Source organism: Deltaproteobacteria bacterium (genome assembly GCA_016219225.1).
GTDB lineage: Bacteria > Desulfobacterota > RBG-13-43-22 > RBG-13-43-22 > RBG-13-43-22 > RBG-13-43-22.
Map to the genome: position 1 here is coordinate 24,745 of JACRBX010000048.1, position 15,434 is coordinate 40,178.

Annotated in this window: 16 protein-coding genes; all 16 read right to left on the reverse strand. The window is 53.6% G+C overall.

The features are described from left to right. Positions 1-18: 18 nt before the first annotated feature. Positions 19-1,218 (reverse strand): nickel pincer cofactor biosynthesis protein LarC, encoded by a 1,200-nt coding sequence (gene larC / locus HY879_04065; GenBank protein MBI5602509.1) that lies wholly within the window; start codon positions 1,216-1,218, stop codon positions 19-21. Further along, on the reverse strand, positions 1,199-2,074 hold the full coding sequence (larB, locus tag HY879_04070; protein MBI5602510.1) for a nickel pincer cofactor biosynthesis protein LarB: 876 nt from the start codon (positions 2,072-2,074) through the stop codon (positions 1,199-1,201). Before larB ends, larC begins: the two co-directional genes overlap by 20 nt. Then, the gene (mftF, locus tag HY879_04075) at positions 2,071-3,666 is read right to left on the reverse strand and encodes a mycofactocin biosynthesis glycosyltransferase MftF (protein MBI5602511.1); all 1,596 of its coding nucleotides are present in this window, start codon (positions 3,664-3,666) and stop codon (positions 2,071-2,073) included. The genes larB and mftF overlap by 4 nt, the downstream gene beginning before the upstream one ends. Continuing rightward, a complete protein-coding gene (gene mftC, locus HY879_04080; protein ID MBI5602512.1) occupies positions 3,615-4,646 on the reverse strand; it encodes a mycofactocin radical SAM maturase in 1,032 nt (343 codons plus the stop codon). Before mftC ends, mftF begins: the two co-directional genes overlap by 52 nt. Then, positions 4,627-4,908: a mycofactocin biosynthesis chaperone MftB gene (gene mftB / locus HY879_04085; GenBank protein ID MBI5602513.1), complete on the reverse strand. Its 282-nt coding sequence runs from the start codon at positions 4,906-4,908 to the stop codon at positions 4,627-4,629. The genes mftC and mftB overlap by 20 nt, the downstream gene beginning before the upstream one ends. Positions 4,909-5,149: 241 nt before the next feature. After that, positions 5,150-5,266 (reverse strand): mycofactocin precursor, encoded by a 117-nt coding sequence (mftA, locus tag HY879_04090; GenBank protein MBI5602514.1) that lies wholly within the window; start codon positions 5,264-5,266, stop codon positions 5,150-5,152. 232 nt (positions 5,267-5,498) lie between these two features. Beyond that, a complete protein-coding gene (locus tag HY879_04095) occupies positions 5,499-6,308 on the reverse strand; it encodes a mycofactocin-coupled SDR family oxidoreductase (protein ID MBI5602515.1) in 810 nt (269 codons plus the stop codon). A gap of 60 nt (positions 6,309-6,368) precedes the next feature. Then, on the reverse strand, positions 6,369-6,680 hold the full coding sequence (locus tag HY879_04100) for a hypothetical protein (protein ID MBI5602516.1): 312 nt from the start codon (positions 6,678-6,680) through the stop codon (positions 6,369-6,371). Continuing rightward, positions 6,677-7,006, reverse strand: a complete 330-nt coding sequence (locus HY879_04105; protein MBI5602517.1) for a hypothetical protein — start codon at positions 7,004-7,006, stop codon at positions 6,677-6,679. Before HY879_04105 ends, HY879_04100 begins: the two co-directional genes overlap by 4 nt. Beyond that, positions 7,006-7,365, reverse strand: coding sequence for a hypothetical protein (locus HY879_04110; GenBank protein ID MBI5602518.1), 360 nt, complete (start codon positions 7,363-7,365; stop codon positions 7,006-7,008). Before HY879_04110 ends, HY879_04105 begins: the two co-directional genes overlap by 1 nt. A gap of 3 nt (positions 7,366-7,368) precedes the next feature. Further along, a complete protein-coding gene (locus tag HY879_04115; protein ID MBI5602519.1) occupies positions 7,369-8,295 on the reverse strand; it encodes an Mrp/NBP35 family ATP-binding protein in 927 nt (308 codons plus the stop codon). Between the two features lie 96 nt (positions 8,296-8,391). Beyond that, positions 8,392-9,501, reverse strand: a complete 1,110-nt coding sequence (locus tag HY879_04120; GenBank protein ID MBI5602520.1) for a DUF362 domain-containing protein — start codon at positions 9,499-9,501, stop codon at positions 8,392-8,394. A 173-nt stretch (positions 9,502-9,674) separates the two neighbouring features. Further along, complete coding sequence (locus tag HY879_04125) at positions 9,675-11,033, reverse strand: DUF362 domain-containing protein (GenBank protein MBI5602521.1); 1,359 nt, start codon at positions 11,031-11,033, stop codon at positions 9,675-9,677. Positions 11,034-11,602: 569 nt separating this feature from the next. After that, on the reverse strand, positions 11,603-12,937 hold the full coding sequence (locus HY879_04130; GenBank protein ID MBI5602522.1) for a sigma-54-dependent Fis family transcriptional regulator: 1,335 nt from the start codon (positions 12,935-12,937) through the stop codon (positions 11,603-11,605). 34 nt (positions 12,938-12,971) lie between these two features. Then, positions 12,972-14,162 carry a PAS domain-containing protein gene (locus HY879_04135; GenBank protein MBI5602523.1) on the reverse strand — a complete coding sequence of 397 codons (1,191 nt, stop codon included), beginning with the start codon at positions 14,160-14,162 and terminating at the stop codon, positions 12,972-12,974. A gap of 11 nt (positions 14,163-14,173) precedes the next feature. Further along, on the reverse strand, positions 14,174-15,334 hold the full coding sequence (locus HY879_04140) for an iron-containing alcohol dehydrogenase (protein MBI5602524.1): 1,161 nt from the start codon (positions 15,332-15,334) through the stop codon (positions 14,174-14,176). Between the last annotated feature and the right edge of the window lie 100 nt (positions 15,335-15,434).

A 15,434-nucleotide genomic window follows, 5' to 3' on the forward strand; every position in this document is an offset into this window, starting at 1 on the left:
GTTGGGACTTCTGTTTTTTTAGAGCTCTTCCTGCTGAACCATCTCCGAGGCCTTACATTGCGCCTCTTCCCATACCTTTTTTATTGGCACATGCTGTTCCCGGGCGATCCGTTTACAATCCTCATACTCCGGGGCGATGTTGACGGCCCGGTTATCGAACCGGGCCACTTTGCACTGGACCCGCCCGAAGCGGGTGCTGACCTCCTGGATCTTTCGGTTGAGCCGCAGACGCTGATCCAGACGCCAGCGCAGTCCGATGGTCGTGGTCTCCCGAAAAATAAAATCGGCCAGACCGGGCAGTTGTTCGAGACGGCAGAGGATGGTCACCAGGACCCCGGTGCGGTTTTTTTTCATCTGCACCGAAGTGAAAAAAATATCCAGGGCGCCCTGTTGTAAAACCCTTTCAATCAAAAAATCATAGAACTGCGGGTTCATGTCATCGATGGTCGTTTCAATAACCGCCGTTTGTTCCACTTCGTATTGGGTCAACCCCTGGGCCGTTTGTCCGATAAAAAGACGCAACAGGTTGGCCAGGGAGCGATCGGCGGTTCCTGCGCCCTGTCCGACCTTTTCCACGGTCATGGCCGGCATGGGCCCGAATTCGGTCGCCAGGGTGGTCAAAATTGCGGCCCCGGTCGGGGTAAGCAATTCCCCTTGAACCCCGGTAGCATAAACCGGCTTCCCGATGATCAACTCAGCCGTGGCCGGGGCCGGCACCGGCAGAAGGCCATGAGCGCATTCCACGGTTCCTGTTCCCACATGGAGTGGCGAGCAATGGATCTTCTCGATCCCCAGTCCCCGTATACCGATAGCCGCACCGACCACATCAATGATGGCGTCCATGGCGCCTACCTCGTGAAAATGGATGGAAGCCACCTCCGTCTGGTGCACTTTGGCCTCGGCCTCGGCCAGACGGCTAAAGATCTTCAGACTGTCGTCTTTAATAGCCTGATCCAGACGGCTTTCTTCAATGATCGCCCGAATGTCTTCCAGGTGTCGATGATGATGATGGTGATGATCCTGGTCGATAGTCACCAGGGCCTGGCTGCCGGACAACCCTTTTTTAACGACCTTCACGACCTTAAGGTCGTAGTGGGACAACGACAGCTTGGACAGTTCATTTTGTAGATACTCCAGGGGCAATCCCGCATCCAGGAGGGCCCCCAGAATCATATCGCCGCTGGCTCCGGAAAAACAATCAAAATAAGCGATCTTCATTTTCCATTTTCTCCTTTCTGTTCAGGAGGCTTCCATCCGGGTCCAGGGTTGTTAACCGGGAAAGATCGTTATGGCCGACAGGAGGTTCAAGAGGTTTTTGCTCTTGGCCGGCCGCGAGCTGATTAATGAGGCTGGCTTGATATCCTGCTCCGAAACCGTTGTCGATATTCACCACAGAGACCCCCGAGGCGCAACTGTTCAGCATGGAAAGCAGGGCGGCCACCCCCCCAAAACTGGCCCCGTAACCCACGCTGGTCGGAACCCCGATCACCGGACAGGAAACCAGCCCGCCGACAACGCTGGCCAAAGCCCCTTCCATCCCGGCGATGACGATAGCCACCTTGGCCTTGAATAAATCTTCGCAGGAATTCAGAAGGCGGTGCAGGCCGGCCACCCCCACGTCGTACAGGCGGTCGACCCGGTTGCCGAGGGTTTCGGCCGTAATGGCCGCTTCTTCGGCTACGGGAATATCGGAAGTGCCGGCACAAACCACGGCAATCCGGCCGGATTTTATAACCGGCCTGGGCTTGACGACCACAATGCGGCCCATGGGGTGAAATTGACAGTCGGTGGTGATTTCCAAGATAGCCTCATGGACCAGGCGGTCGGCGCGGGTGGCCAGGATGTTGCCGTGGTGTTTGGCCATCCTCTCCACTATTCCCTGAATCTGCTCCAGGGTTTTACCTTGACAATAGATGACTTCCGGGACACCATTGCGCAGACAGCGATGGTGATCCACCTTGGCATAACCCAGATCTTCGAAAGGCAATTTTTTTAAACGCTCCAGACCGGTATCGACACTTACCCGCCCCCCCTGGATATTTTCCAATAGATCTTTCAGTTGCTGTCTGTTCATCTTTTCCAATTCCTGTTTCCGTTTTTCGAAAAACGGGCTTTAGCGGTAAAAGGGTTCTGCCAGGGATCCGGCGGTTCAAGGCGAAAGAGGATTACCCGGCCAAAAACGATCCGGTAGAGCCGAAAACTTTTCTGTTTGATACATCCCCAAAAAACGCCGCTCTGGTAAAAAGCCTGCTCGGATAAAAAGAAGAAAGCAAAAAACGGAAACCCGAGCCTCGGTTTCTTGCGCAGGTATTCTACCAGGGTCGGGAAGACTATCAAGGCCGTCCCAATCAGCGCCCAATCGCTGAAGGCCCATAATAAAACAAGGATAAGCAGCAGGTAATAGCGGATCAGATGATAAGTCAGAAAAAAAATCAAGTGGAAATGGCCTCTGACTACGGCCTCAAAAACCAGACCCCAGCCCGGAATTTGATCCATTTTCCCGCCTAAACGAATCCGTCGGTAAATAGTCTCGGCTGCCAGGATTCCGATGGCTGGGACCAGCCAGTAAACCGAGCGCGTCCAAAGGGCCGTCAGAACCGCCAGAAAGAGGCCCAGTCCGCCGGCCTGCCAGGGAAATCGCTTGGAAATCTTGGGGTACCGTTCATACAAGAGGGCCTCGGAGGTACCATAATCGAACCGGCGCCGGTACCCGGCCATAAAACGGTTGCGGTGTTTATGCCGGACAACGCCTTTGGGAACATAGGTCAGATGATGTCCTGCAGCCATCAGTTTCCAGCATAAATCCACGTCCTCGCCCACTCTCAGATCTGCATCCAGCCCGCCGTGCCGATTAAGGGCCTCTTTGCGGACGAGCAAGTTACAGGTGGGGACATAAAAAGGGGAGTGCTCCCCTTGACCCATGATCGGACGGGGTCCCATATCCAGAGCCGAGCAGACTGCTTCATAACGGTCCATCCGGCTTTCCCGAAAAAAGCCCTCCACCCGCCCGCCCACCAGGACCAGCCGAGGGTCTTGAAAATAGGGGACCAGATCCTCCAACCACCCCGGATCGGCCAGACAATCGCTATCGATAAAGGCGATGATTTCTCCCCGGGCCGCGGCCGTGCCGGCATTGCGGGCCGCTGCCGGCCCTTGATTACGGGAAAGGGTAATCAACTGGACCCCGAAGCCTTTAACCACCGCCGCGCTATCATCCTTTGAAGCGTCATCCACCACGATGATTTCCAGTTTGGACCGGGGATAGCGGAGGGCGGACAACGATTCGAGGCAGGCCGCGATCTCGGCCGCCCGGTTATAGACCGGAATGATGATAGTGACGAAGGGATAAAAAGGTGCTGGAGAGGGGGCCCATTCCAGAAGGCCGGCCTGATGGAGCCTATCCAGAAAAGCCCTTTCGGCCGGCCGATTAACGAGGTCTTGATTCTGATCCTGCAAGATACCCTGCTCCAATTTCTTTAGCATCTCAAAGGCCGGGCCATTGACTTTGATGAGCCTCAACGGATTTTCCTGAATAACCATTCCCCCTTCGGCCGCCGGTTGGAGTCGCACCCCGGACTTCAGGGAATAAGTGCCTTGAAAAGCTGAGCCGCTCATCATCCTGTCCCGGCCATCAGAGGTTTGATCTGGACACAGTTCACCAGACATCCGGGGTCCGGCAATCCCAGCCTTCTTTGGGTGTGGTAGGCAATGGCCGGACAGCCTCCGTGGCACAGGTCGAAGCGGTAACAGCTTTCACAGGATTGTATTTCCAGTCCACGAAAAGACTGAAACACGGCAGAGGTCTCCCAAATGAAACCGAAGTCTTCCTCCGGCAGCCTTCCGGCCAGAAACTCCAGCTCCTGTAAAAAGGCACAGGGGTAAACCTGGCCCTCGGGAGACAGACAACAGGTGAGCTTGCCGGCCCCGCACATGTTTAATCCTAAAGAGCGCCGTTCTTCAGAGGTGACCGAAAAAAAGGAATCTCCGGTGGAAACAGCCAGGTGACGGCCCAGCCAAAGAGAGAAATCGGCCATTTGCTCAGGGGTGACATTCAGCCCGGACCAGAACCGTTTTCCTCGGCCGGAAGGTCTGAACCGCGAGACCCGCAGCTTAGCCCCGTAAGCGGCTGCCAGGCCGACCAGCTTGTCTAATTCCGGAAAACTGTATCGGGTCAGGACCGTGTTGATGCTGACCTCGATGTCTCGTCGGCGTAAACAGTCCAGGGCCTTGAGCACCCGCTGGAAACTCCCCGGACCCCGAACAGCATCATTGGAAGAGGCCGTGGCCCCATCCAGACTGACCTGGATATAGACCAGCCGATGATCCAATCTCCGGGCCGTCTCTTCGTCGATCAAGGTGCCGTTGGTACTGATGCAGGTGACTATCCCTTTTTGATGGGCATAATCCATTAAGTCCAAAAAATCCGGGCGCAGGAATGGTTCCCCGCCCCCGATATTCACTTGAAAAACCTTGAGTCCGGCCAACTGATCGATGATTCCGAACCCCTGGTCCGTGGAAAGCTCGCCCGGTTGTTTTTGCCCGGAATCGGAAAGACAGTGCAGACAACTCAAATTACAGGCATAAGTCACCTCCCAGGTGACGTTTACCGGGGCCGAAAGGCCCATCTCAACAAACCGATTCCCCATGAATGAGACCTTTTTCTTCCAGAAGTTGTATCAGTTGCCTTAGCTGCCGGTCGATCCATTCCCGGGGCCGGGTGCTTCCGGCCTGCAGCGCTTCCGCCCAGTCATTGATCCGCGTTCTCCCCTCAAAAAGACCTTCGTCGAGAAACTCTCCGCTGGCCAGAAAATAAAGCCGGGGCCCCCGGTAGTTATAAAAAAGAAGGCCGAATTTTTCCCGGCGCACCTGAACCCCGACCTCTAAATGATAAATCCGATTGGATTCCATATTAAATCCTCAAAGCCCCAGGGGGCACCACGAAACATGAAAAAGGATTCAAGGGGTCCAGGGGCCAAGGATTCAAGTGAAAGGCGTGGAATTTAAAACCCTGCGATTCCCCGGAGGGGAACCTTTTCTATAGCTCGACGAATCGGCTCCCAAAAGGGGGCCTCTTCGGAAGCTCGGCAGAGCCGAGCGGGTCGAGCGGCTGAACCCTCGAATCCTGGAATCCTGGAACCCTATTTTCGAACTAATATATCCCGCAAATGCCGTCTACGGCCAGTTCTTCAAGAACAAAATCCTCGAGGATCTTCGGCTGTTCCTGAATCTGCTCATCGGCCCTGATTTCTATGGTTTTGTTTTCCATTTCCAGTACTGAGATCATGGTATTTCTCCTTTGCTGTTTTCGTATTAAACCGCCATGCCCCGCCTTTTGGGGCATGGCACCACGAAGCATGAAAATAGGCTCCTTGGAAGACGGATGCTATTTTCGAACTAAACCGTCATGCCCCTGGACGCCAAGAAGCATAAAAAAATTTTCTCCGAACTCCGAACTCTAAACTCCTAACTCCGAACGACGAACACCGAACGGCATTTTCTTACGGCGCCTTGGCTGTCCAGCCGCCATCAACGGTAATCATGTTGCCGGTGATGCAGCGGGCTTCGTCGGTCACCAGCCAGCGTACAGCCCGGCCGATATCCTCGGGGGAGACCTCGGGGTCTTTGATCATGTGGCCGGCAAAAAATTGTTGCTTGGCCTCTTCCCCCTCCAGTCCGAAGTAAGCGGCTATTCCTTGCATCATGGGGGTCCAGACCGTGCCGGGACAGACCACATTGCAGCGGATATTGTGATCGGCCACCTCCATGGCTATTGATTTATTGAGACCGATGATCCCGTGTTTGGCCGCACAATAATGGCCGCCCATGCCAAAGCCGCGCTGGCCGCCCACTGAAGAAATGCTGACCACGTTGCCACTATGCTGCTCAATCATATGGGGGAGAACATACCGGCAGCATAAAAAGGTTCCCTTCAGATGGGTGTCCAGGACCTCGTCCCAGATTTCTTCGTCCATTTCGGCTATAGCCACCATGGAGGTGTTGCCGGCATTATTGACCAGGATGTCGATCCGGCCGAAGACCTCCATCACCTGTTCCACCATGGCTTCCACGTCGCCCCTCTGCCGGACATCACACTTGAGTCCCATGGCCCGGCGCCCCATAGCCTGGAGGCCGGCCACAGCCTCGTTCATTGATTCTTCAGTGGACATATCGTAGGGGATGGTATCCATGTTGGCACAGATGTCGGCCACGGCGATATGGGCCCCTTCTTCGGCCAGACAGCGGGCAATCGCCAAACCGTTGCCCCTGGCTCCTCCGGTGACGATGGCCACCTTACCTTCCAGTTTCATGCATTGGCTCCTTTCATTGCATTCAGCAGTTTATATCATCCAAATTCCAAATTATCCGGTTTAAAATTTTTGCAGCAGTTCCTGGAGCATGCGGATATCCTCGGAGGCCACACTGGCGCCATACTCAGCCACCTGAAAATCCAGCTCCTGCTGCAAGGAAGACAAAATCATCAAGGCATCCAGGTAATAGACCAGCTGCGGATTATGTTTAAAATCATCCTGATACCGTTCTAACAGGCTGTTGACCTCCAGCGCTTTCAACCGGTCGAAATAAGTCGCCTGATCGATCCGGTCCCGCAGGAAGCCGTCCATGAGATCGATGGCCTGATGGGCCGCCTTAACCACAGGTTCATGAATCGGATGGGGCATCATATAGGCCTTTCGGGTGAAGATTCAAGTCCATAACGGGCCAGGCTGGCCTCAGCCCTGGGGGTGATGATAAAACGGATGACGGGGCCGCTATCCGGTCGATCCACCCGCTCCCGCTCGACCAGCCCCAGGCGAAGCAGCGTCATTAACCGGTTCTTCACCCCCTGGGAGGAGATATTCAGGATCCGGCCGAAGGTATGGCAGTGAAACTCCCCAGGTTTGCGGTGGTGGCAGGTGCCGGTACAATAAGTGCCGCCTTCTTTTTTCAAAATATTCAGGATCTCGATCAAATCTGCACTTAATGGCGGCCCGGCCATGGCCATATTCATCAGGTCATCCGGACTACAAACGTTTTGGTCTTATGGATCAATTGGTCCAACTCAGCGGTGAGATCTTTGGTGATCTCCAGAGACTTCGCCTCGTCACCAGCGGTCATGCTGTCCTTCAGCTCCAAGGCCTTTTCCTTCATGTCCCAGGCGGTTTCCCCGGCCTTAACGGTTTTCAGGTAGGCCATTTTAATTATTTTTTCAAGTTCAGCACTCCGTTCCCCTAATTGAGAGGTGATCAGCAAAGCGGCTTCCTGGGATAATCCCTGGGAGTTGGCTTGAATGGCCTGGAATACCTCCAGCATTTCACGAGTCAAGGTAGGGCCTTTACCCACCACGTTCGGTCTGCTCTTTTCCGTCATTGATTAACTGCTCCTTTCCATGGCTTCTTGATAGCCTTGTAACTTTGGCTTATGATGATCACGACCCATTTCCCAGGGCCGCTCTGACACCACTACTTTTTCACGTGGCGGCAATTGCAAAAGCAGCCGGTCGGCAATCCCCATCATGGCTTTGGCCGACAAAGACTCCGGATTTTTATAGACAATGGGTATACCGCTGTCGGCCGCTTCGGAATATTGTCCATCCAGAGGGATCCCCCCTAAAAAAGGGATTTCGAAAGTTTTGGCCAGCCGCTCGCCGCGGTCTTTTCCAAAAAAGTGTTCGATCCGTCCACAATCCGGACATTGGTAGTGGTTCATATTTTCAATGAGTCCCAGAATGGGCGCCTTCAATTCCCGGGCGGCATTAATGGCCTTGCTGCAGACAATGGTGGAGATCTCCTGGGGTGTGGTGACCACGATCATGCCGTCCAGGTCCGGTATGGACTTCATGATGGTGATCGGTTCATCCCCTGTCCCCGGCGGCAGGTCCACGAATAAAAAATCCATTTCATACCACTTGATGGAACTCAAAAACTGCCTGAGCACCCGGGCCTTATATTGTCCACGCCACATGATGGGGGTCATCTCTGTCGGCCAGATCAAGGCCACAGACATAACCTTCAACCCCTGGGCGGTTATGACCGGATCGATTCCGTGAGAGCCGTGCAGGATATCCCGCATCTCAGTCCGGATGCCGACCATCTTGGGAACGCTCGGACCATGGACGTCGGCATCGAAAATCCCCACGACCAGATCTTTCTTGCGAACGGCGGCTGCCAGGTTGACCGTCACACTGGTCTTGCCCACGCCGCCTTTTCCGCTGATAATGGCGATTTTATAATTGACCTTGGCCATGGCATCGCGAATAGGGCCATGGTGATGATGCGGCTGGTGATCCATTGAATCCATCAGGTTAACCTCTCCTTCGAGTGATATTTCTTAAATTCAAAACGCGCAATAGGCGCTTAAATTGCCATTCAAATAGGTTTGGCTGGTGTTTATCCGCTATCCTGCGGAAAAAAATTCAAAAGTCCGGCTTCCGAGTCCTGATTGCTCGGCGTAGGCCAGCAGGTGTTCGGGGGTCTGGCCGGTGATGGCCTTAATTTTATCTTCCCCCTTGTCCAGGACCTTCAGGTCCTGGGCGATGGATCCTGGTATTCCCGGACTCCGAAGGATCATCTGGGTCGTGGCCCAATCGACAGCCACGGGATCACTGGATGCGATAATGCCGAGATCCGGCACGAACGGGATATCGGAAAAAGGGAATTCATCGGGCTGGGGGGTGACGGAACTCAGAAAATTGATAAAGAAGGCCTTCCCCCGCAGTTGGCTGAGGACCGTCTGGGCCGCCTCGATGACACATTCCTGAAAGATTGGCAAGCCCTCCGGCTGGATATGAATCGCCCGGCTTGGACAGCTTACAAAACACCCCAGACAACGGTTGCAGACCCGGGGGTCGAATGTTACCCGGCCGGGTTCACCGGCCATGGCCTTGGTGGGACAAAAGGACAGACAAATGCCGCAGTGATCACATTTTTCGGCCTCGTACTCGATTTGCAGACAGGCATGGACCTTGAGTTTTCCGGAAGCGGTCAGAAAGCCCAGTCCGAGGTTGTAAAGGGCGCCGGCAATCCCGAGCAGCGGATGGGCGGTAATGTGTGAAACAACGATCAGATTACCGGTGTCGGTTAGCAAGCTGCCGATGTCGATACCGGCTAAATGCCGGCCATCGGCCGGCCAGAATTTACCTTCTTCGTTGGTATAGCCCCCTGATTGCAGCAATTGGTTATGAAAGGTCTCTCCGCTGCTGAACCCCTGCAGTAAAGCCCCATCAACCCAACTGTAGCCATCAAAGCGCGAGCCCTTATAAAGGCTGCAACCGTCGGTCAACAGGGGCTTGGCACCCTGGGACCGGGTTTTTTCAAACAAGGTGCTGAAGATGACCGGCGGAAGATAATGACCGTAGCCCATTTCGCTTAGATTAAACTTAATGGCCAGGCTGATCTCCGGGACCACCAGGGAGGCCAATTCTTCCAGGCTCAGCAGGGTGTCGATCTTGCTGATGAGATTTTTTTCACAGGTTTCTGATCGGCCTTTAATCCAGTAGACATTCATACTAAGCCCTCATGCCCTTTTAAGGCACCATAAAGAATGAAAATGGTTTTCTCCGAACTCCGAACTCTTAACTCCGAACTTTATTGTTGTACTGAAATTTTTCTGAAAAGGGTTTCATCCCCGGGGATGCGGACAGGGTCTGAACCCCGCCCGCATCCCTTATCACCTAAAGATTAGATGGTTGGGTCAAAATTTTTCCAATCCCCGAGCCACTTGTCGAGGGGTTCGCGGTTGAAGGGAAACTCCCGGGCGATGTGATGGTTCTTGAATACATGCCGCATGGGCGTAACGGTCATCGGAATCTTGCGGATCTGCCACTTGGCGATATTCTCCGGATTGAGCTCCGGTTCATATTCGATCAATTCGTAATTCATGGTCCCCATGCCGATCTTCTCGGCCGCCTTGAGCTGAATTCGAGGCGTAAAGGCGTTGACCGCTTTAAATTTGTCTTCGCCCGGTTTGAGTCCCAGTTCCTCGGCCCTGGAGTTGGGGCCGATGGGGGCCTTGTCGATCATGTCGCAGACGGCCGAATCGATGGCCACCGGGTCTTTGGAGGCGAACACCCCCACATCCGGCGCCACATAGGTGCCGTTCCAGGGGAAGCAGTCACACTCCGGGGCAATGTCGAAGGCATAGGCCATGTAACCGATCTTGCCCGGTTTAAAGGTTTTGATACAGCCCAGGGCCGCGTCCGACATGGCGATTTGGGCCAGCGGGAAATAATCATCCCGAAAACCGATACCTTCCATCCCGGTAAACATACAGGTCACCTGGCAGGAATAGCACAGGCAGCACTTGGCATAGTCGATCACCACCCCATCGGGTTTGACGGTGATGGCCTCATCCGGGCAACTGTCTTCGCACATCTTGCTGAAGGGACACTCGGTGCCCTTACAGGAAGTCCGGTTGACCTTGGGATAGCCGATGGCTTCTTCCGGATCGCCCCAAAAGGCCAGGTGCGTCTGGTACTTGCCCCGTTTGGACTGGGCCCCGATGCCGAAGTTTTTGATGCATCCGCCATAGGCGGTAATGGGATGTCCCTTGGCGTGGGCCAGGTTAATGATGGCATCCGCTTCGTAGATCCCGCGGCCGATATAGGTCTCTTTTAAGATGTTGCCTTCGGGCAGTTCCACCCGGAGGTCGTCTTCACCGAAAAAACCATCGGAGATGATGAAAGGCGCGCCCAGGCTGGCCCAGTTCAAACCATGACGATTGGCGCCTTCCTGTTCCAACTGCCCGGTGCAGCGGTTGTTATAGAGATGATAGGTCAGCGTGGTGGTGTCGGTGACAAAGGGCCGACCGCCGCAGGCCTTCACTTCTTCCACGATGGCGGCCACAAATTCCGGTCGCAGACAGGCGGTTCGATTCCATTCGCCGCAATGAACCTTTACCGCGACGCTGTCGTCCTTTTCAATGCACTGGTCAAGGCCGGCGGCATAAAAAAGATCCTTGGCCTTGCAGATGGTGCTTTCCGTCCAGTTCGTCGCGCCGGAGGCCGCGAACCAGACCTTGGAGGATTTATTTTTGGACATTACTGATCTCCTTTCTTACTTGCAAAGTAGTGGATGGTCATATTTTCCAGATTAAAAAGTTTCCGATAGATCGAGCCGGATGGAAGGTCGTACCAACCCCCTTTCGGTGTTTTAGACTTGATAAATCGATGCCGTTCTCCGGATCCCCGGAATACCCGCTGAGGACTTCGATCGTTCGCATCGTTTCATCGGTCCGGATTTATCTCTGCAAGAAATAAGGTCAGCAGACATTATATGGCGGGGACAAAGCAAGTATCGTGCCTGCCTGTCCCATGGTTAAAACGAGGGACCGGCGGACATCCTGTTTTATAATTGATTTTATATAGATAAAAAATTACCCCCCTGAACCTGAGGAGGGGAGGCCGGGGCCGGTAAAGGGAAAGGAACCGGAGGGAGCCGAGAAAAAAGCCCCCGCCCGGAGGGGGAAGAACAACATCCAACTATTTGAATTTATAATTTTTTATTATTTTTTACCCCCATGGGGTTAAATGGGACAAAAGGCCACAATACAATTTGATAAACGCTCTTCGGTTTCGCTGAAGGCTGAAAGCTGATTGCTGACCGCTCTTTTACGAAAATATCTTATAGGTTTTGATTTTTTTGTAGAGGGTCTTGCGGTTGATTCCCAGGACTTCGGAGGCCCTGGTCTGGTTGCCTTCTGTTTCGGCCAGAACGTTCATGATGTGTTCTTTTTCCATATCCTCCAGGGTCTTGGGCTGACGTGAGGTATCATAATGCCTGGCCTTCACCTGGGCCGGAAAATCCTCGGCCCGGATCATTGAGTCGGCCAATAAAGCGGCCTTGCCGATGACGGCCTTCAACTCCCGAATATTCCCAGGCCAGGGATAATCGGCCAAGACCCCCAGGGCCTCTTTGGAAATATCCATTTTCTGTCCGTCTTTAACATAATGGCCTAAAAAATATTTGGCCAGGATGGCAATATCTTCAGGCCTTTCCCGCAGCGGAGGGATCGGTATCACAAATTCGGTCATGCGGTAGAACAGATCGCTTCGCAGGTCTCCCTTGCGGATGGCTTCCTGCAGATCCAGATTGGTGGCCAGGATGATGCGGGTGTCGATGTGTTGTTCTTTCACCTCACCAATCCTCCGGAACCGGCGGGTCTCTAAAAAGCGCAGAAATTTTTTCTGCAGCTCCATGTCGATGTTGCCGATTTCATCCAGAAAAAGAGAGCCGGCGTGGCTTTTTTCCACCAGCCCCAGCTTGGCTTCGGTGGCCCCGGAGAAAGCCCCTTTACGGTGGCCGTAGAGCTCGCTTTCAGCCAGATTATGAGAAAGGAGCCCGCAATCCACCGTCACAAAAGGCCCGTCCTGGCGCAGACTTTGTTGATGGATCTGGAAGGCCAGCACGTCTTTCCCGACACCGGTTTCCCCTTGGAGCATAACGGTGTAATCGGTTTTGGCCACCCGGGCGATCAGGTCGTAGACCTTTTCCATGCCCGGGCTCGGACAAAGGACGATAGGCGGGGTTTCCGAAGGCCTTTCCCCGGTCCATTCCGGTTTGGACAGAGATTTTTCCCGAACCTCCTGGACGGCTTTTTTGACGATGGAAAGCAATTCATCGAGTTTGAACGGCTTGGTCAGGTAATCCCGGGCCCCTAACTTAAGGGAATCCACGGCTGTTTGAATATCTCCGTAAGCCGTGATCATGATCACTTCAGGAGCGGGATCCTTTTTTTTCAACCTCCGGAGGACTTCGATACCGTTCATTCTCGGCAGCCGGATATCCAGCAAGACCACATCAAAAGAATTTTCCTCGAATAATTTCAGCCCCTCTTCTCCGCTTCCGGCCGTGGTGACCTTGAAGCCTTCCAGGGAAAATTCATTCCTGATCAGATGCCGGATATTCGGCTCGTCATCGATGGCCAGAATTTTTCCCTGATCCATGACTTAATCTCTCCTTGAAAATTTAACCAGTCTCTCAGGACAGGCTCGCCGGGAAACGGATGGTAAAGACGTATCCCCTGCCTTCCTGAGCGGTATAATAGAAATCACCTTGGTGGTTTTTTATGATGTTGTAACATAATGAAAAATCGACTCCGGAGTCTATCTGCCGGCTGGGACAGGAAGGTTCATCCCCCGGTTCGGATGGTCCGGGTACCGAAAGACGCCCTGTGCTTGAAATCTGGATCTCAATGCTGTTTCCTTCGTTTCTGGCCGACAGGATGATCTCTCCGCCGTTTTCCATGGTTCTGAAGCCGTAATTCAGGAGATTTAAAAATACATGTTTCAACTGGGATTCGTTTCCCAGGACCTCTTTGAGGCCGGCAACCAGGTTATCCTTAAGGATGATTTGGATAGCGCTGTCCTTGGCATGCTGCCGAATGAGGGCCACCGTATCGTTGATGATATCGCCGATCCCCACCACCTCGTAATCGTCGCTGGAGATTCGGCTGAATTCCTGCAGATTCCGGACGATATCATTACAGCGATAGGCTTCGTGATTGATAATTTCCAGATACTCCTTGAAATATTCCCTCGTTTTAGGGTCTCCCCATTCCGGAAGGCTGGCCAGCCGCTTGAGTAGTCCTTCCGAAAAACCGGCAATGGAAGCCAGGGGATTGTTGATCTCATGGGCGATACCGGCCGCTAAAAAGCCTACGGCGGCCAGTCGGTCGGCTTGAATCAGTTTAAATTCGGTGTTTTTTCTTTCCGTGATGTCCCGCCGGTGGAGGAGAATTTCATTCAAGTGACCGTAGGGATTCTTGATAGGGGAAGTGGTCCATTCATAATAGCGTCCGGAAAAAACCCCCTTGGTGATGAGGACTTCCCCGTGGAAAATCTCTTCGGTCTCCAGGGTGCGCAGAGCCGGGCATTCTTTGCAGGTCCGGCTTTTTCCGTAATAGATCCGGTAACATTTTTCACCGATGACCTTGGGAAACCGGTTCCTTTGTACCTGATTGGCAAAGACAATGTTCAGGTCCCGATCCAATATGGTCAGCCAGTCGCTCATGCTGTTGAAAATGGCTTCCAGTTGATTATGCCGTCGCGCCAGCTCGATATTCAGATCTTCCAGTTCCCGGATTTTGGAACGGACTTCCTTGAAGTAACCGATTTTGGAAAAACCGATACCCTTCAGGTCGACATGAATCGGTTTTGATTCTGGGCTCATGGCATCCCCGTTTACCATACCTCTCGATAAATTTTCTCGATTTCGGCCACGGAATAGTGGTAGGGATTGGTCAGCATGCACACTTCTTCCTTGGCCATTTGAGCCAGCGTGGGAATATCTTCTTTTTTTACACCGAGTTGGGAAAGCCTGTCCGGCAGGCCGAGCTCTTCGATCAGCCGGCTGATTTTCTCCGGCACCTCTGAGGCCAGATCCTTGACGTCCATCCCCCTGGATTTTACCCCCATGGCCCTGGCTACATTGGCGAACTTATCCTGGGCATGTTCCATATTCTGGCGGACCACGACGGGAAGCAGGATCGAATTAATCAAGCCGTGGTGCAGGTCGTACATGCCGCCCAGAGGATGAGCCAGGGCGTGCACCGCACCCAGGATGGCATTGGAAAAAGCAATTCCGGCCTCCAGGCTGGCTACGGTCATACCGCTTAAGGCGTTGAGATCCCGGGTTTGGGCGGCTCGGACCAGATTGCCGGAGGCCAGCTTAACCGCGTGAATAGAGTGGGGATCGGTCAACGGCCAGGAAAGGGAGGATACATAAGCTTCGATGGCATGGGTCAGGGCGTCCATACCGGTGCTGGCAATGAGCTCTTCGGGCAGGGTAAGCAGGAACCGGGGATCGATAATGGAAATATCCGGCATGATGGCCCGGCTGAGAATGGTCATTTTCATGCTCCGACGGGTATCGGTAACGATGGCAAACTGGCTGACATCCGCACCGGTACCGGCCGTGGTGGGCAGACAGACCATGGGAGGAACCGGCTGGGTGATGAGGTTGCACCCTTCGTAGTCGTAAATCCGGCCGTTGTTGGAGGCCAGGATGCCGATGCCTTTGGCCGTATCAATGGGGCTGCCGCCGCCCAGGGCTACAATCACATCGCATTTTTTCTTCAGATAGAGATCGACGCCTATTTCGACCTGGAAATCCCGCGGGTTGCTTACCACGTTGTCATAAAGAACGTATTTCAAATCCTCTTTTTCAAGGTATTTGATGGTCTCATCCAGCCATCCGGCCTTTATCACCCCCGGATCAGTGACCAGAAGAACCCGCTCACCTCCCAGGCGCCTGGCGCACTCCCCGACTACGGACAGCGATCCGGCGCCGTGGATGATCTCCGGAACTTCAAATTTAAGCAAACAGTCGTCAAGGTTGGGCATTGAATAAATCCTGATTGAATGAGGACGCTGATTTTCGCCGATACCCGCAGATAACTATTCTTTATATTCAAAATCTTGGCAATCTGCGTCCAAGAAGGAA